The sequence below is a fragment of the SAR324 cluster bacterium genome, assembly GCA_029245725.1.
Lineage (GTDB): Bacteria > SAR324 > SAR324 > SAR324 > NAC60-12 > JCVI-SCAAA005.
In genome coordinates this window covers 1-18,410 of record JAQWOT010000321.1, presented here as the reverse complement: position 1 = coordinate 18,410, position 18,410 = coordinate 1, and the positions used below count along the sequence as shown (strand labels likewise).

The window sequence follows — 18,410 nt, the reverse complement described above, 5'->3', positions numbered from 1 at the left end:
CAGAGTGCATCGACCTCAATCAAGGAAGAGGCCTTCGTCTCGGGTTGGTTGACTGGTAACTGCCCTGCGGCCTGGACAAGCCAGCGGGAAACTGTTTTGTGATGCACCCCAAGAATTCTGCCAATGGCTCTGAGCCCCAGTCCTTCGAGGTATAGCTTTTGAGCCTGTTCTTTGAGGGCTGGATCCTTGCCCCTGCGCATTGTCTGAAAGGTTCGTCGACAAGCTTGGCAGCGGTAGCGTTGGGCGCCTCAGTTCTTACCAAAGAGGATGTAGTCTGGATGCGCACAGTGAGGACATTGCATTGTTAGATTTCCAAATCGTGGAGATTACTTCATTTGTCCAAACTACGCAATTGCTCCAACGCCTAAGAATGAGAATTAAGTAATTAATGAACAATTAAAAAATATAAAAGAGGTAAAAATAAATGAAATAAAAGCTCAAGAGGAGAATATATTAGCTAATAAGGAATAAAATAGGAGAACACAGATTTCATTAAGTTATAATAATAGGGATTTGTCATTAGTTAAAGATTCTTTGGCTCTATCTTGAAGAGAAAACAGGGACTTAGCATCTTCAAAATATTTAGGTATGGGAAAGGATCTCATCGTAAATCTCGCATTCATTTGCTCATCACCTCTAACAATTTTTGCATATTTCTCAGGAGATGATTCTCTACTATTAATTAAAATGGGAAAAGCATCTGCTGCACGGTAACTGGAAATGAGAGTTCTTCTTTGGAAATTTGATGTGTTCATATTAGAAGCGTGTGGAACCATACAATGCATAAAAATAGCAGTACCACTTTTTCCTTCGAGATTCATAGCTTTCGATGTGTCAAATTTTTCTGTAATCATACCTTGGAAAAAACCATTCCTGGTATGATTCAACAACTTTTTTGTATGATATTTTGGCATGACTTTCAAACACCCATTATCTTTGGATGCATCATCAATATAAAGTAAAATTGCAAGTGAATCTTTATTTGTAAGTGGATAATAAGCTAAGTCTTGATGCCATTCAACTACAGCACCTACACTAGATGCCTTCATATTAAGTTTGCTGTAATGAAAAAAAATATTTTTGCCTAAAAGACATTCAATATGATCCAATACCACAGGAGAAGAAGCGTATTCTTCAAAAAGCGGATAATAAGTACAGGGTTCATAGATACGACGTACTTTTCTACCATTAATTTTTTGTTTTGGTTCCATCTCCATTTTAGTCTTATCATGACTCTCCAACGAGGATTCACCAATGATAGAATCAATTTCTTTCTTAAACTTACTTATCATCAAGGGACTAATAAAATCTGACTTTACAACAAAACCATTCAGAAAATATTCGTCAATCTCTTTTTTGGAAAACATAAATATATCCCCAATAAGATTACATCTGCCCTGAAGTACCAAACATAATAAGACAAATAATTGCAAAGAAAATTATACTGGTAAAAACAGTTTGATAATCATTTTTATTCATATTAATAATTTATCTTATATGCCATTTTTCATCTAATGGTATTGCGCCAACTAACTCTCCATATCCATTTCCAGTTGTACCAGAAGGAAAAGGACCGAAATAGCGGGAGTCTCTTGGATCAGAAAATGGTTGATATCTTACATCACAAGAGAGTCGTGTTTGGCCTTCACAGTTAATATTATCAAATGAACCGTGAAGAATATTCATGTTAAAGACAACAATATCTCCAATTGACATATTTTGTGTTAAAATTCTACAGGATAGCATCTCTGCAATATCAATAGGATTTTCATCCCAAGAAGCCTTACGTTTTTTATCCTTAGCCACATCGAAATTCTTTAGATCCTCAATAATTTTTTCATTTTTATGACTATTTTCTAAAAGAAAAATAGGGCCCATCTCAAGTGGTGTTTCACCAAGTGAAATCCAGACTGTAATTACGTTTGGAGTTTTCCTTGTAAAAAAACCTGAATCACTATGTGTTAGTGTTTGTCTACCAACATTATAGATTCTTAAAAATAGGTAGTCCTGAGCAATGGATTTGCAATTAAGAATTCTATCACAAAGTTCGTGAAGTGATCTAGAATGAGTTAATCTTCTTAGAAGCCAATCTTCAGAAATATTTCTCCAAAATTTACCCAAATCTTCTACTTTTTCTCTACGATTACTCAATCCAGTATAAATAAATTTACCTGCTACCTCTTTTACTTCATCAACTTCTATTAAGTAAGAGAATATCCTAGATCGTAAGGCCTTAATTGATTCAGTATCAAAAAACTGACTGAAATATAAATATCCATTTTCAGAAAACAATTCTCTCAGAGTATGATCTTTGAAATCAAGTTGACTTTCAACCAGAGAGTCAAGCATCTCAGGGTTAGGTTCTCTTCCAAAGAGTCTTGCATTTTCATTGGATAAAATTTTCATTTTTTATTCATCATATATAGTTTGTCAACCAAAGAGCAATTTCAGGGAAACTTAATACTAAAATAAGCCCTATAAGCTGTAGTCCTAGGAATGGCCACATGGCATTAAATATTTGATTAAGTGTAATTTCTTTTGGTGCAACAGTTTTCAAGTAGAAGCACGCAGGTCCAAAAGGTGGACTAAGATATGACAACTGCATATTCAGTGTGAACAATATACCAAACCAGATCGGGTTATACCCAATATCAATTACAACAGGTACAAATATTGGCATGGTTAGTAGACAGATACCAATCCAATCCATAAAAGTTCCCATTACGATTAAAATTCCCATCATAATCAACACAATGAAAATTGGGTCATAAGGCAAACCTGTTAGCATTGTGTGCATGTAGGCAGTCCCACCCATGATATTATAAATACCCACTAGAGCATTTGCACCAAATGTTAGCCATATTAGCATTCCTACTGTAGTCATCGTTTGAAATGCTGAATCACGTACCATTTTCATTGAAAATTCTTTTCGTATTACAGATGAAACAATAGCACCAAAAACACCTACTGCAGCTGCCTCAGTAACTGAAGCAATACCCCCATAAATAGAACCTAATACCCATACTATAACCGAAAAAGGTAAGATAAGCCCTTTAAGCAAACGAATTTTTTCTGTCCTACTGATTTTATTAGTAAATTCTTCAGCTAAAGGAGCTAATTCTGGCTGAATCCAACATCTAATTATTATATATCCCATATATAATAATGCTAAAAGAAGACCCGGAATTACGCCTGCCAAAAACAGTTTTCCAATTGAAACATTTGCGACTAATCCGTATACAATTAATACTACACTTGGTGGTATTAAGGTTCCTAAAGATCCACCCGCACAAATTGTCCCTATAGCCAATTTTTTTTCATATCCAAGTCTTAGCATTTGTGGCAGTGCTAATAGACCTAACAAAATAATTTCTCCGCCTATGATCCCTGTCATTGCTGCCATAAAAACTGCAACTAAAGTTGTTTGAACTGCGACACCCCCTCTTAGTTTTCCTGAAAGCAAAAACATTGCGTTATATAAATCTTTTGCTACCCCTGATTTTTCTAAGATGCTAGCCATCATTACGAATAGGGGTACTGACACAAACACATATTCTGTTACAAATCCACCAACACGGCTAGCAACTAATGGTAGACCTTTTAGTCCTTCAAAGTGATATATTGTACATCCGATTGCTATTGTCAGAGTAGTGTAAACTAATGGGACTCCTAGGGCCATTAGTACCACCATACCAACTAAAATAATTATTGAAATAATTTCAATATTCATTAGGTTTTTTTTCTTTTAAATGCCTAACTAAATGAATAATCGTAGAGATTATCACCAATATTGCTCCAACTGTAATTGCAGGTTTGATTAAAGCATACAGTGGAGGATCCCATGCTGATCCAGTTCGTTCCCAGACTCTTATTGCCATTTTACTTTGTCTTAATGATCCCTGTATTAACAATCCTATAGAAATGATACCTATTAGATACGCCATCAAATCCAAATACCATTTTATTTTCTTTGACATTAAGCCATAAACTGCTGTTATTCTAATATGCAATTTTTCTTTTGTTACTATGCCACCCGAGAGAAGATAGGTAATCCCACAGGTACATATTACTAATTCATGCGCCCATATTGTAGGACTATTAAATATCCAACGGAGGACAATTTCCCACATTGAAATAATTACAGCAAAAAAATAAAAATAACTAACTGTTCTTCCGATTTTATCAATGAAATTTTCAATTATATTCACTTTTATATCATTAGATATTGTACCTACAGCACTTGAGTGTGCTGTAGGTCACAAATTAAAGTAGACCTGCAGCTTTGAGATATGCCACTACACTTTTATATGCTTCTGTTGCCAGTGGACTTTCTGATGAATAAGCTTTCCATGCATCTGCTGCGATAGCTCTCAGCTTATCTCTTTCTGACTGGTCCCAATTTTGAACATTTACTGCACCAGTCCGTTTATCTTCAGCTACTAGTTTTAAATCTGAGAGTTCTAAATCCTGCATTAAATCAACCATTGTTGCTCTATACCAAAGATCTAGTGCAATTTGATCTGCCTCACTTAACTTTTCCCATTTTTCCATATTCACAGAAAAATGTAGGATTGGCATTGAATGTATTCCCGGATAGATAGGATATTTAGCTACTTCATGTAGACCAATTGACTTATCTTCTGTGTACGATGAATAGTCTGCGGCTTCAATAACACCTTTTTGTAATGATGTATATACCTCTGAGCCAGGTATTCCAACTGGATTAGCACCTGCTCTTTTGAAAACTTCAGATGCTAATCCTTCAGGAGCGCGTAGTTTTACACCTTTTAAGTCATCAAGTTTTTTTATTGGAATTGTTGAGGTAAATGATTCCCTTGCATAAGGAGCACACCCAACAATTTTTACTGATTCGTCAGTATATTCATCCCACACTTTTTGAAATAGTTCTTTACCCCCTCCCTGATAACAATATGAATATACCTGCCAAACATTATCATATGCTGCAACCATATCACCGATGATCGCAAATACTTTATCTCTTCCTCCAAAATACACGGTAGCCGTAAAATCTCCCTGTATTATATCTTGTCCAACTGCATCAATTGTCTGATTGTGTGGAACAACTGTTCCTCCACCCACAAGCTGTATCTTTATGCGACCATTTGTAATAGATGTTAGTTTAGGCACCCACTTTTCTACATGTTTAAAAATATATGACCCAGATGGCATTGATGTCTGTACAGTCCAGGTTTCAGCTTTTGCGTTGCCTATAAAAAAACTAGCGAATATTGACACTACGATCATCAAATGTTTATTCACTTTATTCATTTCATACCTCATAATTAAGAGAATCATTAATGGAAATCAATTCACTGCGAATTGTCTCAATGTTCGACATTAAACAATTTCTTTTTACACTATGAATGTAACGATGTCAATTAAAATTTTTACTTTCAAACAATTTTTTTTACCTTCTATTTAATAAAAAATATATTAAAATATAATATTTCAGTCAACTTTATTGTTACTAATGTAATTAAATCCTCTTTGAATCAACGAAAATTAAACTGATTGGTTTCTAGTGCAAATGAATGTTATGTGGTCAGATCACTAAATGGACTTTTTTATTTTATTTTTCAGACATTTTTTAAACATAATTTATCCATCCAGATTAAGTTCTTTATTCTAGGATTTTTTATTAATTAACACATGTAAATTTTCAGCTTTATGTAACACTTTTGAAGTTTGTTTTTATTGCTTTATTAGAATTTTATTGATTAGATATAAATTCTTTATTTCTGAGAAATGTTTAGATATTACTCAATCATTACCATCACTTATTTATTTTTTATCAAACTGTCACTTTTAATTTTTCACAATTTATTTGAGTATAATTTTTTCACTTTTTTGTTACTTAATTTAATTTTGACCTTAACAGGATTACTATCCTCTTTTGCCTTCTTGTATTTCAATTATTGAGGTTAGCGCAAATACTTAGCTTCGACAAATGAAGTAATCTCCAGTATTTGTAGATTCATTAATGCAACGCCTTACTGTTTCCTTCTGGAGTATGTTTTATTTGGTGCCAATCTGGTTCCTTAACACTATCTCTATTATCTTTTTGGACGAACCTTTCGCACACTGTGCAAGGTGGACCGTCAGTAGTACCATTTGTTGTATGATAGGAGAAATCTCCCTCTGGTTGATCCGAGTGTCTTAGCACGTGCCTATAATCCCGCCTAAGACTGGAGCCTGCTCTTCTTTTGAGGTTGATTCACTCTGCAACTTGGTCACTAAAAAAGTCCAAAGCTGGATCTGGGTATTGATGAACTCATCTTTTGCGTGGTCCTAGGCCTTGTCTATGGGCCGATCAAGAAAGTCAGAGAATTTTTCAGCAATTGAATTGCTTGCCCACTACTTTTTATGGCACAGACTGTCTAAAAATCTCTGTACTCTTCATTTTCACGGTGCCACACCTACCAGAGCCAATTGTTCACAAATGAACTCACCGATACCACCAGTCCTACCGGTGACCTGGGCTACCTTGCCTGTCATGTCTGTTTGCATGTTCTATCTTCTCAGTATTAGGTAAAAGGAGGGGCTAGGCTGCGTATGATCTGCCCAGCGAGTATTGAGAATGAGGGCAAACCAGCCTGGTTGTGAAGGATCCCGATCATAGGTATAGCCTCTCTCACGCTGGAAGGCTTCTGCGTATTGTTGCAGTCGATCCCGATCCGGCCTCACGCCTAGACTAAGGCCATTGGGTACCACACAATCGCTCCATCCTGATATAGGAACTTTCCACCAACAAGGATATCTTCTGTCAATTGATGATACTGGGCATTGGCACTAAAAGTCAGATTGGACAGCACAACTCTTAGGTGCAGCATGGTTGTCAACTGGATGCCGAGCTCACCGGATGAATGTACAGCAATCAGCTGCTAGAAAGTTTCACAGACTCCTGCAGCTTTGACACTGAGAAGTATTCCTCCCCAGAAGTTGGTGTCGAGCAGGATCACATCCCCCGCGAGGTGCTGAAGATTGGTGCAGAGTTGCTCAAAATTGATAACGGCCGTGTTGGTAGTCAGTAACATCGAGGCTTTTTCACGTACCTGCTGCATGCCTTGAGGTTTCCAGATTGGATCTTCCGGGTAGTCGTTGCGTAGGTCTCAGATCTGCTCAGCGAGGCAAATTGATTCTGCAACATCTAGGGCTGTGTTAGGATCGTAACGTAGGGAATCACTGGGGAAAGCTGCTGCCAGCACACGATAGGTCTCCAGTTCATATTCTGGCTGAAAGACTCCACCCTTGAGCTTGTGACTGCGAAACCCGCAATAAGCCTTCAGCTCCTGGTCGTTCTGAAACAGTCGATCAATGGTACGAATCTCTCAAGTGCCTTCTGCGTTGGGTAGTCGCCAGAACAGTTAGGAAGCAAAAGGCTCCTGATCTCGTAGTTTGCCACATAGCTGTCGGTGCAGAGGCTTGGTTTAGGAATTAACATCAGCGGTTCAGGCAGGCAACTCTAGGGCAGTTTGTGATTGTTACAGAGGCTGGAGATCGGATTGCAAATCTTAAAGCGCAGGTCTTCCAACTCAAAGGGATCATGTCCGACCAAGTATGATTTCAATCCTCGGGAAGCGGCTTCTGCAGACTCACCACCTCCACACATCTCACCTAGGCCAACCAGTCCCTCGTCTGTATCAACTTCCACACTGGTTCCTACGATTTTTCCCCAGTAGGGCTCCATTCGTGTAAAACAAAGGAATTTCCAGGGGAACCTCCACCGTTGTAGCTCGAATGTCTGTAATTTTCATTTACAGGAATCCACAGCTTGAATTCTTTCAATACCTACTTCTGATCAACATCAGAGCAAGGCTGATTGGATACCTTGGTGCTGGGGGAGCTATCAAATGAAATTCAAAATACTTGTCCAGAGTCAGAAGAAATTTAAACTGTATCTGCTCGAACCAGTTCCTTGTAGTGTTGGCGGATCTTCTCGATTACTGGCCACTGACCCGGGTTGCTGATCGTACGACCATCGATTGACTCCACAGGAGTTTGTGCGCCAAATGTCCCAGTTAGGAAGGCTTCTTCCGCTCCATAAGTTTCCATCAGAGAGAAGTTCCGAACATGAATGGGAATCTGGTGAGCTCGACAGAGATCGATCACCTTTTGACGGGTGATCCCGTTCATGCAGTAGTCCCCTGTTGAAGTCCATACCTCACCCTTGCGGACAATGAAAAAGTTGCAGGAGTTGGTGGTGTTGACGAAACCGTGTGGATCCAGCATCAGCGCTTCATCAGCGCCAGCTTTTTGTGCATGAATACAGGCCAGAATGCAGTTGAGTTTGGAGTGAGAGTTAAGCTTTGGATCCTGGGTGACGGGCAAGCCTCGATAGATTGGAACCGTGTGGAGCGTGATTCCCTTGTGATAGATGTCTTCCGGTACCTTGGAGTGTTCCATGATGATCACGATTGTTAGACCCTGCTGGGAGAGCCTTGGATCCTGAAACGGTTTGCTCTTCAAGCCTCGGGTAATCATCAGGCGAGCGTGCACATCCTGGGTCATCTGGTTGGCCGCAGCGGTCTGATCCAGCGCTTCGATCATCTGCTCACGAGTCAGCGGAATGTCCATGTCCACTACACGAGCAGACTCATACAAGCGGTCCATGTGATCCTGGACAAAGGCCCATTTTCTGTTGTAGAGACGAATTCCCTCCCAGATGCCATCTCCCAGCATGAAGCCCGCATCATAAACTGAAACCAGCGCCTGTTCTCGTGGGACGATCTTACCGTTTAGATAGACCTTGAGCGATTGATTCCGTTCATCCGATTCGGACTCGTGGGTAGAACGATGTTCTGGTGCAGTGCTCATTGGGCACTCTTGGGGGAAGGAAGTTGAAAGCGGGAGTGTCCGCGTAAGAATTCAATGGTTCTTGGCTGCTGAGGTTCGACGAGCACATCATAGGCGCTGCCTTCTTCGAGAATCATCCCGTTGTGCATGAACAGCACTCGCTGTGCAGCGCTGTAAGCAAAACCAAGTTCATGAGTCACTAGCACACAGGTCAATCCTTCTTCCATCAGCTTGAGGATCACATCTAGTACCTCTCCCACCAATTCCGGATCCAGGGCCGAAGTCGCTTCATCAAACAGCATGATCTCTGGTTCCATTGCCAGCGCCCGAGCAATGGCAACTCGCTGTTGCTGGCCTCCTGACAATTCTGAAGGATAGGCGTTACGTTTTTCAGGAATGCCTACTTTCTCGAGATACGATAGTGCGCGGCTTTCATATTCTGATTTGGGTAACTTTAGTACGGTCCGAGGCCCTTCCATCACATTCTGCAATACCGTCATGTGGGGAAAGAGGTTGAAATGCTGGAAGACCATGCCAATCTTTGCACGGATCGGAATTAAGTCTCTTTCCTGATACAGTACCAGCTCGTTCTGTCGACTACCAATCAGTTCGCCTCTCAAGCGGACCTCCCCAGAACTAGGAATCTCCAAGAAATTCAAGCAGCGCAACAATGTAGACTTGCCAGAACCAGAGGCTCCAATAATAGCTAGACTTTCACCTTTATTGATTTGCAGATCAATCCCTCGAAGCACCTGATTCTCACCAAACTGCTTCTTCAAATTGCGACAGGACAGGATCTCTAGACTCATTTTACTTACGGAATCGATTTTCAAGGCGATAGACTAGGAACGCAAATGGAGAGATCACTACAAAGAAGAGAAGCGCAACAACCGTATACGACTCAATGGGATTGAAGTGATAGGCGGAGATAGCCTTTGCTTGGTGCATCAACTCCCCAAAAGCGATCACCGATGCCAATGAGGTCATCTTCATCAACTCCACAACTCGATTCATGAAAGCCGGAATCATCCGCACCACTGCCTGAGGCAAAATAATTCGCCAGACTTGCTCCCGATAAGCCATACCAAGGGCTTTGCCAGCTTCCCACTGACCTCGATGAATGGACTGAATTCCCCCTCGGAAGATCTCTGCACAAAAGGCTGTGGTGTTCAAACCCAATCCCAGTGCTGCCGCAGCAAACGCATCAATGTCAAATGGTGAGATGATCGGGAAAGCAAAGTAGAACCACATGATCTGAACGAGTGCCGGAGTATTGCGAAAAACTTCTACAAAGACACTTGCTGGAAAGTTGACCCAGCGATTATGGGAATAACGTCCCAATCCAACAAAAAAGCCAAAAAATAGGCCAGTTATCAGAGTCAGTAGACCCAGCTTCAAAGTATTGAGTAAGCCCTGTGATAGCAGTGGCCAACTGGCAAATACGGTCTGGAAGTCCCAAACATGATCCATCAGTGCACTGTGCCTTCGCCTGTCTTGCCCAGCTGACGCTCAATGTGCTTGACCAGCAGAGATGTGGGAAACAAAACAATGAAATAGAGTCCGGCCGCCACTGTGAAGACTTCTAATGGTCGATAAGTTGACTGAGCAATGTTATTCGCCTGATAGAGGAGATCCGCATAAGATACCGTGGCAACCAACGTCGTGGTCTTCATCAATTCAATCACACGTTCCAAAAACGCAGGGATCATGCGTTTGACTGCCTGGGGGAGAATGATTCTGCGCATCGACTCCAGATAGCTCATTCCGATAGCCCGAGCTGCTTCCCACTGTCCACTTTCAATGGAAACAATTCCACCACGGAACACTTCAGCAAAAAAAGCAGAGGATTGAATTGAGAAGGTTACCAAAGAAGCTCGAAATGGATCCATCTCAATACCGGAGAGCATCGGCAAAGCAAAGAAAAACCAAAACAATTGAACGATCGGTGGTGTGGTTCGAAAGAACTCAATCAATACCCCCACAGGGACTCTGAGCCACTTATATGTGCTCAACCGAAGAATTGCTGCAAGCAGACCGAGTGGAATCCCAAATAGAAGTGCCCCACCAGTGATCTTCAATGTGTTCAGCAGACCTGCTAGTAGCAGATCCAACTGGTTGAAAACTACTCCAAATTCCCAAACATAGCCCATCAACAACACCTAAAATCAACAGATAAAGCTTTCCAAGAATGTGCTTTTTAGAGAGTGAACTTCGCACAGCAGCCAGCAGATCGCAACCAGAAAACTTCAACAAGACATGCCACTTTTACTAGGGAAAACCCCTGTAGGAAGCGGCATACTCAATCCTATTAGTTAAAAAATATCAATAGTTTCATTTGTTAACATGAGGAGTACCTGCTTCTTTCAGAAAGAAAAGAAATTAACTTGAAATTTGGTATTACAAAAATGATATTCCTTAATTTTTCTGATCTTGTTTGACAAGAATTTATTTTTGGTAACTCAAAAATTAGTAGAAAATCATATATTTTTGAGGATAAACATCATGTTTTGTGTGGATCAGTCGATACGTGTCAAACCGAAATCAAGGACTTAAGGTGGAATCGGAGAGAACTTCGGAGGTTGTGGCAGATTCACTGATTAAGGAAATCAAAGGAAACTATCTCGAAATTGGTGCGACCCTCCCAACAGAGCGAGAACTTTGTGATCGGTTTGGCACGTCTCGTCCCACCATTCGGGAAGCTCTACGTATCATGGAATTCAAGGGATACCTACGACAAGCTTCCAACAAACGCCCTGTCGCTGAAAAACCGACTATTCAGAAAATTCTGAAGTACACTGCTGAAAACCTGAAGGAAATCCTCGATGATACAGAGAGCCAAGCCTATCTGGAGCAAATGCGCCAATTCATCGAGGTTGGGGCGCTGCGAACTGTTATTGAAAGTTCCTCTGAGGTGAACCTGGCTCGCATTTATAAGGCCCTAGTTGAGTGCCATCATGCAATTGGTAATCAGAAGACTTTTGCAGAAGCGGATGTCGCCTTCCATCGAGCGATTGTCAAGGTGGTTGACAATCCCATCATGCTGAATCTACACGATATGTTCATTCGTAATTTATTATTCAGCCGACCGCCTGTCGGTAACCAGAAGGAACATGACACGATGGTTTATCAGGAGCACAAAAGCATTTATGAAGCGATCCTCAGGAAAGATGCAGAGGCCGCAATGGTGGTCATGAACCAGCATCTCCATCGATCCTATAAAATCCGACTTCAAGTTCCATCAGTTGAATGAGGATGAGGTCTACTTCTGAAGAGAAAATCGAGGCATTCAAAGCAGATGGGTATCTTCACTTACCTCACTACTTGGACGAATCAGCGCTGGACGCTACCAAGCAAGCGCTCAAGAAGGTGATGGATAAGATCAACACCTTTCGCAGTGAAGAAATCTATTACGAGGATAAGACAGACCCAGCTTCGATGAAGCAAATCCAGCATCTGGAGAACAAGGAAGAGTTCTTTCAGCAATTGATTTCCACGGGAACAGTCTATGAGCTAGCCCAAGAGCTTCTTCAAGAAGAGCCGATTCCAAAAAATATTCAGTATTTCAACAAACCACCAAAGCGCAGTTCGGCCACTCCCGCACATCAGGATGGCTATTATTTCATGCTCAATCCATGTCGGGCTCTGACCATGTGGCTGGCTCTGGAGGAAGTAGATGAATCAAACGGCTGCATCAGTTATGTGAGGTCTTCTCACCGGCTTGGAGTAAGGAAGCATCAGCGTACCAAAACCTTGGGATTCAGCCAGGGAATTGCTGATTTTCCCAGTCCTGAAGACCAAGCCCAACTAGTTAAAATCAAAGCTCAACCCGGAGACCTGTTAGTACATGACGCTATGACGATTCACTCAGCAGATGAGAATCGGTCTACCCGTACCAGGGAAGCCATCGGATTCATCTACTACGCAGCGAGTGCGAAAGTGGATGAGGTAGCTCATGCCACCTATCAACAACAACTCGCCAATGACCTCCACAAGGAGAACAAGATCTGAGATTCTTCCAATGACCTTAAAGATCAATCATCCATCATTCTTTTGAAAAGAGCCCTCATGAGAAAAAGCAAAACTCTCGCGAAGTGGAAGAATCAACAGCCTGCCAAATTTTGCGCGCTGCAGCACTACGTTCCTTCATTCGTGAAACATGCTGCCGCTTTTGACTATGACTGCATCTGGCTAGATCTGGAGCACCGGGCTTTTGATGACCGCGAAGTCCAGTCCCTACTAACAATGAGCCACTTGCACGATATTGATGTGATGGTACGGCCCAGCACACTGGAGAAAAGCAAGCTGTACCGCTACCTCGAGGATGGGGCCGCAGGACTGATGATTCCCCACGTTTCCGATGCAGAAAAAGCACAAAATCTGGTCAATGCCGTGAAATTTCCCCCACTGGGTGATCGTGGGATTGATGGAGCCGGCTTGGACTGTGGATTCATGGTAGATTTTCAGGAACAAGAAAATTTTGACTATACCAATCTGGTCAACCAAGAGACTTTTTTAGTGGTTCAGATTGAAACTCCAGCTGCAGTCGAAAACATTGAGGAGATCGCTTCCGTCAAGGGTGTAGATGCTCTCTTCATCGGTATTGGAGATCTGGGTCTACGCTACAAACACATGGAGAATCCGAACACCTTGGACGAAGTTGACGTTATTATCAGTAAGGCTGCAAAAAAATATGGCATCCATTGGGGTCGCCCTATCCGTAATGAGGATGACGCCAAGAGAGCTTTGGAGTTGGGTTGCCAGATCTTTCCATTTGCTGGAGATTTTGGACTAATTATGGACGGACTGCGTGATCGAGCAAAGCAACTTGGTCAAATTTTTGGCGAGTAGTTTAATTCTGGATAAAATATTCCTGACATCACCCCTACTCAAAATATGGCCCTGACATCAAACAATTAGACAGAACCATGTTGTGTTAAAAAATGACCCAATTCATTATTGGTACAGCCCAGTTTGGCATGAACTACGGTATTGCCAATTCAACAGGCCAACCAAGTGAGGAAAAAATTAGAGAAATCATTGAGTATGCAACAGCAAATGAAATTCTCTACTACGACACAGCAATCTCTTATGGAAGTAGTGAAGAAGTTTTAGGAAAGATTTTTGGTGAGCTAGAAATTCACAAGCAAGTAAGGGTGTTTACAAAAATTCCAAAACGAAAAAAAACTGATTCACAAGCGTTAATTGGTGATTCTGTAAGAAAATCAATTAACCGGCTAAAAATAGATCAATTATTTGGCCTTCTGCTACATAGTGTATCAGATTATTTGTATTTGGAAGAATTAAGAAAAGTCAAAGAAGCAGGCCTTTGCAAGTACATTGGGTTATCCACTGGACATGATCCTTCATTCAATAGTGAAATCCTGAAAAACCAGAATTTAGAGTTGCTTCAAATACCAGCAAATCTTTTGGATCGTAGAAATCTTGTTCCAAATATTCTGGATAACGCTGCAAAAAAGCAGATCATTGTTCGAAGCATCTATCTACAGGGACTATTTTCAATTATGCCCCAGGTTCTCTCTGTATTTCATAGGCCATTGAGATTCTTGCTTGAGCAACTCAATCAAATTGCTCAAAATTTTGGAATGTGTATTCATGAGTTAGCACTGCGATATATTCTATCTTACTTACCAAGCTATATTGTTCTTGGTGCAGAATCACTCCTGCAGTTTCAGAATAATTTAACCTGGTTCAAGCGAGGCCCTTTAAATAGAAACACACTAAAAAAAATCAACGCAGTCTCATACGATTTTGATTTTCAGTTGATCACCCCACATCTTTGGCCTAAGTGAAGATACTATGAGTTTGGATATTGCTCAACTCAGACAGTCATTTCAGAAAAACGGCTACGTCGTTATCCCAAATTTTCTGGACAACGATGAATTGAATATGGTGCTTGAAAAGCTAACAAAGTTGATTTTAGCCACTCATAAAAAGCAGAATTATGAACATGCTTTCTATGCCAACAAGCAGGATAAAAATTCCTTAAAGCAGTTACATCAAATTGAAGAAGATGACTTTTTCAAAAGCTATTCAACCAGCCCAAAGTGGAGTTCCTTAGCTAGTGCTTTACTAGATGAGAAAGTTAAGCCTGCATTAGCTCTGGAGTGGTTCAACAAACCCCCCAATTATTTTCACGAGACACCACCACATCAGGATAATTTTTACTTTTGTTTTGAGCCTCCTCAAGCTCTCACAATCTGGTTAGCACTAGACCATGCAGACCACCAGACCGGATGCTTGCACTTCATTCCAGGCTCTCATTTACAGGGTATACGACCCCATTGGCTCTCCAACAATCTCGGATTTTCCCAAACGATTGCAGATTTCACCGAAGAAGATCAACGAACTGGAGTTGCCATCACTGCAAATCCTGGAGATGCCATTATTCATCACGCGGAGACGATCCATTGGGCTGGCAGTAACCAAACCACAGACCGGAACCGATCTGCTTTAGCGATGGTGTTTAAATCCAACGCTTGTCAGCGCAATCAGCAAAGATTTGAGGCCTATCAACAAAGCGCAAAACTATTCATTCAACAAGAGCTTCGTTTGGCAGAGGTTGTTGAATGAGCAGCATCCAAAATGAAAGCAAAACCATCCAACAGTTATTTGATCTCACCGGTACTGTGAGCTTGGTCACCGGTGCCTGTGGCCACTTGGGGAAAGCCCTGGCGCGGGGCTTAGCCGAAGCTGGTTCTAGCGTGGTAGTAAGTAGTCGTGAGGAAGATAAAGCTGTTCAATTTGCTCAGCAATTGCCAAGACCAGTGCAGCAGGCTCACTTGGGAATTCAGTTGGATCAACTGGATGAGATTTCCCGTCAAGCTGGGGTTCAAAGAGTTCAAGCAGAATATGGAAGGATTGATACGTTGATCAACAACGGTCACTTTCCACTTTCTGCCGACTTGAACTCAGTCACAGAGGAAGAATTCAAGGTTCAATTGTCTAATGCCTCAGCTTACTTTTTCCTGGCAAAGGCTATCTGTGATTTGGCGGTTTCGCAACAACGGCAAGCTTCCGTCATTATGCTGGGTTCCATGTATGGTTCTGTGGGGTCGTATCCTGATGCGTATGAGGATGTTTCTCCAGCTAGTCCTGTGGCCTATCACACCTTGAAAGGGGGCATTCTGCAGATGACGCGACACCTAGCAGTCTATTGGGCTTCCAAGGGAGTTCGGGTCAACAGCTTGAGTCCAGGTCCATTTCCAGCTCCCAGTGCTCCCAGGGGAATGGTGCAGCGCCTTGAACAGAAAAGCCCGATGAAACGCATGGGTAAACCAGATGAATTGAAAGGAGCTGTTGTGTTTCTGGCTAGTCAAGCCAGCAGCTACATGACTGGACAAAATCTTGTCATCGATGGGGGCTGGACCGCATGGTAGCACTTTCTACAGCACAACATCAGCTATTGGATCCGAGCCAGCATATGGTCACTGCCACAGACCAGCTGGTTGTGCAGACACTCTCTGATTTTTTGCCGAATCGCATCATTGATATCCACACACACTTGTACAGCCTGACCGATTCACAAAAAACACCCACAACCGTTGAAGCAGATGGCGTGACGCTTCGCTCAACTATGAGCCATTGGCTGGAGCAGCGAGTAGAGCAGTACCTATCATTTCCATTTCCGCTGAAAGACCTACCTTTTGCTGCAGCCAATGAACATATTTTTCAGGAATCGTATAAGCACGATTTTGTTCATGGATTGATGATCATTGGACCAACTGATGATCCAGATCAAGTACGCGAAACTGTAAAGCAGCATTCCTTCCGTGGTTTCAAGTGCTACCACCACTACGCCTCTCGCAGTGATACTTTTAAGGCGGACATTGAAGAGTTCTTACCTGACTGGGCCTGGGAGATCGCTGATCAACAGAATCTAATCATCATGCTGCACCTGGTAAAAGCACAGGCGCTGAGTGATCCGAACAACCTGAGCTACTTACACGACCAGCTATCACGCTTCAAAAACGCCAAATTGGTTCTGGCTCACTGTGCCCGAGGATTTGCGGCCAAGAATACAATAGAGGGACTGAACGTAGTACGGCAGTTTGAGAATGTTTTTTTTGATAGCTCTGCAGTCTGTGAACCAACCTCCATGGAAGCGATCATCCGCGCAACAGGCATCACTCGGCTGATGTATGGCTCAGATTATCCTGTTTCCCAAATGCGAGGAAAAGCTGTCAGCCTCGCCAATGGCTTCAAGTGGTTGAACCAAAGTTTGTCAACTGGTCAGGATTCTTCTTTTGGAGAATTCACACTGGTGGGCATTGAGTCCTTGCTAGCGCTGCAGGTTGCAGCAAAGTTATGCTCGCTGAAAGCCTCTGATCTGGAATATATTTTTTACAAGAATGCCTCCCACCTGTTAGGGTTAGTTGCCCCCTATGAAAGCAAACACAACCTGGAACAGTATGAATTGGCAAAAACCATGATTCCTGGTGGTACTCAGCTACTCAGTAAGAAACCTGAACTGATGGCACCCGACTACTGGCCTGCCTACTACACTCAGGCCAGTGGTTGTGAAATTATTGATGATAGTGGAAACCGCTTTCTCGACATGGCTTCCAATGCGGTACTCTCTTGCCTGCTTGGCTATGCTGATCCTGATGTGAACGAAGCTGTGCTACGCCGAGTTCAGTTAGGTTCCATGTCTTCCTTGTCCAATTATGATGAAGTTAGATTGGCAGAACGCCTTCTGGAGATTCACCCTTGGGCTCAAATGGTTCGCTATGCTCGAACTGGCGGGGAAGCAATGACAATAGCTGTGCGGATTGCCCGAGCCGTCACAGGTCGAGACAAGGTAGCGATTTGCGGCTATCACGGTTGGCATGACTGGTATCTAGCTGTCAATTTGGAGGATGGTCCAAATGGCCTACAAGATCACCTGCTGCCCGGATTAGATCCACTGGGAGTCCCTGCTGGACTGAAAGGCACAGCGCTCCCGTTTCGTTACAACCAGCTAGCTGAACTTGAAGAAATCTTCGCTCATCACCAATTGGCTGCGGTTGTGATGGAAACGACTCGTGGAATTGAACCAGAAAACCAATTCCTGGAAAAAGTTCGTCAGTTAGCCACACAACATGGAACAAAGCTGATTTTTGACGAGATTTCGATCGGTTGGCGGCTTTGCTTGGGAGGAGCGCATCTGAAATACCAAGTAACACCTGATCTTGCGGTGTTTGCCAAAGCCTTGAGCAACGGCTATCCCATGAGCGCAGTGATTGGACAAACTGCTGAGATGAAATTTTTTGAGCGGACCTTTATCTCCAGCGCCTATTGGTCTGAAGCAATCGGGCCAACTGCCGCACTGGCTGCTGTAGAAAAGATGATGAGCTTGGATGTACCAACACACCTGCAGCGGATTGGTGGATGCTTCATGAAACGCTGGTTGGAGCTGGGACAGTCCTGCCAGCTACCAACTTTTGTCAAGGGACGTCCAGAGTTGGTGCAACTTGGCTTTGAGCACGAAGAACAGGCCAACCGCATCATGACCCTGTTCACTCGCTTGATGCTGCAGCAGGGGATCATGGCTGGATCCAGCTTTAATCCTACCTTTGCCCATCAAGATCGACACCTGG

The 18,410-nt window shown here is 42.4% G+C and carries 17 protein-coding genes and 1 pseudogene; 7 read left to right on the top strand and 11 right to left on the bottom strand.

From position 1 onward, the window contains the following. The 11 genes and pseudogenes from P8O70_17040 to P8O70_16990 all read right to left on the bottom strand — a co-directional run. Nucleotides 1-200 (bottom strand): helix-turn-helix domain-containing protein (locus P8O70_17040; GenBank protein MDG2198546.1); only part of this gene is annotated, 200 nt, incomplete at its 3' end. 297 nt (nt 201-497) lie between these two features. Next, nucleotides 498-1,367, bottom strand: coding sequence for a phytanoyl-CoA dioxygenase family protein (locus P8O70_17035; GenBank protein ID MDG2198545.1), 870 nt, complete (start codon nt 1,365-1,367; stop codon nt 498-500). 121 nt (nt 1,368-1,488) lie between these two features. After that, entirely contained in the window at nt 1,489-2,406 is a 918-nt protein-coding gene (locus P8O70_17030; GenBank protein ID MDG2198544.1) for a phytanoyl-CoA dioxygenase family protein, read from the bottom strand. Nucleotides 2,407-2,416: 10 nt separating this feature from the next. Then, nucleotides 2,417-3,730, bottom strand: coding sequence for a TRAP transporter large permease subunit (locus P8O70_17025; protein MDG2198543.1), 1,314 nt, complete (start codon nt 3,728-3,730; stop codon nt 2,417-2,419). After that, entirely contained in the window at nt 3,720-4,208 is a 489-nt protein-coding gene (locus P8O70_17020) for a TRAP transporter small permease (protein ID MDG2198542.1), read from the bottom strand. The genes P8O70_17025 and P8O70_17020 overlap by 11 nt, the downstream gene beginning before the upstream one ends. 55 nt (nt 4,209-4,263) lie before the next feature. Further along, a complete protein-coding gene (locus tag P8O70_17015; GenBank protein MDG2198541.1) occupies nt 4,264-5,289 on the bottom strand; it encodes a TRAP transporter substrate-binding protein in 1,026 nt (341 codons plus the stop codon). 1,242 nt (nt 5,290-6,531) lie between these two features. After that, nucleotides 6,532-7,775 (bottom strand): annotated as a pseudogene (locus P8O70_17010) (enolase C-terminal domain-like protein). Nucleotides 7,776-7,908: 133 nt separating this feature from the next. Next, nucleotides 7,909-8,835 carry an aminotransferase class IV gene (locus P8O70_17005; protein ID MDG2198540.1) on the bottom strand — a complete coding sequence of 309 codons (927 nt, stop codon included), beginning with the start codon at nt 8,833-8,835 and terminating at the stop codon, nt 7,909-7,911. Then, entirely contained in the window at nt 8,832-9,623 is a 792-nt protein-coding gene (locus P8O70_17000) for an amino acid ABC transporter ATP-binding protein (GenBank protein ID MDG2198539.1), read from the bottom strand. Before P8O70_17000 ends, P8O70_17005 begins: the two co-directional genes overlap by 4 nt. 1 nt (nt 9,624) lies before the next feature. After that, on the bottom strand, nt 9,625-10,284 hold the full coding sequence (locus tag P8O70_16995) for an amino acid ABC transporter permease (GenBank protein MDG2198538.1): 660 nt from the start codon (nt 10,282-10,284) through the stop codon (nt 9,625-9,627). Next, nucleotides 10,284-10,964: an amino acid ABC transporter permease gene (locus tag P8O70_16990; protein ID MDG2198537.1), complete on the bottom strand. Its 681-nt coding sequence runs from the start codon at nt 10,962-10,964 to the stop codon at nt 10,284-10,286. Before P8O70_16990 ends, P8O70_16995 begins: the two co-directional genes overlap by 1 nt. A 431-nt stretch (nt 10,965-11,395) precedes the next feature. Here P8O70_16990 and P8O70_16985 point away from each other — a divergent pair, with 431 nt between their 5' ends. The 7 genes from P8O70_16985 to P8O70_16955 form a co-directional block, all read left to right on the top strand. Next, the gene (locus P8O70_16985; GenBank protein MDG2198536.1) at nt 11,396-12,064 is read left to right on the top strand and encodes an FCD domain-containing protein; all 669 of its coding nucleotides are present in this window, start codon (nt 11,396-11,398) and stop codon (nt 12,062-12,064) included. 2 nt (nt 12,065-12,066) lie between these two features. Continuing rightward, nucleotides 12,067-12,822, top strand: a complete 756-nt coding sequence (locus tag P8O70_16980; GenBank protein MDG2198535.1) for a phytanoyl-CoA dioxygenase family protein — start codon at nt 12,067-12,069, stop codon at nt 12,820-12,822. A gap of 57 nt (nt 12,823-12,879) precedes the next feature. Beyond that, nucleotides 12,880-13,662 carry an aldolase/citrate lyase family protein gene (locus P8O70_16975; protein MDG2198534.1) on the top strand — a complete coding sequence of 261 codons (783 nt, stop codon included), beginning with the start codon at nt 12,880-12,882 and terminating at the stop codon, nt 13,660-13,662. 92 nt (nt 13,663-13,754) lie between these two features. Further along, nucleotides 13,755-14,624 (top strand): aldo/keto reductase, encoded by an 870-nt coding sequence (locus tag P8O70_16970; protein MDG2198533.1) that lies wholly within the window; start codon nt 13,755-13,757, stop codon nt 14,622-14,624. 7 nt (nt 14,625-14,631) lie between these two features. Beyond that, nucleotides 14,632-15,405: a phytanoyl-CoA dioxygenase family protein gene (locus P8O70_16965; protein ID MDG2198532.1), complete on the top strand. Its 774-nt coding sequence runs from the start codon at nt 14,632-14,634 to the stop codon at nt 15,403-15,405. Next, nucleotides 15,402-16,211, top strand: coding sequence for an SDR family oxidoreductase (locus tag P8O70_16960; protein MDG2198531.1), 810 nt, complete (start codon nt 15,402-15,404; stop codon nt 16,209-16,211). Before P8O70_16965 ends, P8O70_16960 begins: the two co-directional genes overlap by 4 nt. Further along, a partial coding sequence (locus P8O70_16955; GenBank protein ID MDG2198530.1) for an aminotransferase class III-fold pyridoxal phosphate-dependent enzyme occupies nt 16,205-18,410 on the top strand: 2,206 nt, incomplete at its 3' end. The genes P8O70_16960 and P8O70_16955, both read left to right, overlap by 7 nt.